Annotated in this window: 1 pseudogene; it reads right to left on the bottom strand. The window is 61.2% G+C overall.

Annotated elements, in window-relative coordinates:
* Positions 1–97: 97 nt before the first annotated feature.
* Positions 98–510: pseudogene (locus HWX04_RS08935) on the bottom strand (NADH-quinone oxidoreductase subunit L); the annotation flags it as partial.

The raw sequence follows: 510 nt of genomic DNA, 5'->3' as shown, positions 1-510 counted from the left end.
GACCTGATCCTCGCGGCCCAGGGCCAGCAGGAGGGAGCCGAAGGCGATCGGCACCCAGATTGAAAGACTCAACCAATGCATTTTTGTTCTTCCCCTACTACTTGTTGAGCCACACGAAATACGTCATGAGAGCGAACACGCCCAGCAGCATGACCAACGCGTAGTGATAGAGATAGCCCGACTGCAGCTTGCGCACCCACTGGCCGATGCGGCCGATGAGCTTCCACGAGCCGTTGACGATGCCGCCATCGATGATGGCCTGGTCGCCGACCTTCCAGAAGAAGCTGCCGAAGGCGCGTGCGCCGCGGGCGAAGATGTTCTCGTAGACCCAGTCCACGCCGTACTTGCCTTCCAGTGCCTGGTAGACACCGATCTTCTGCATGGACGACTTGATGGCGGCAGGCACTTCGGGCTTGACCATGTAGAACAGGTAGGAGACGACGACGCCTGCCAGTGCCAGCCAGAACGGCGCGGCCGTGAAGCCGTGCAGCGCCATGGGCACCCAGCCGT

It is taken from the genome of Bartonella gabonensis (assembly GCF_903679515.1).
In the GTDB taxonomy this organism is placed as follows: Bacteria; Pseudomonadota; Alphaproteobacteria; order Rhizobiales; family Rhizobiaceae; genus Bartonella; species Bartonella gabonensis.
The sequence above is the reverse complement of the archived record's forward strand: the minus strand, read 5'-3'. Positions and strand labels throughout refer to the sequence as shown.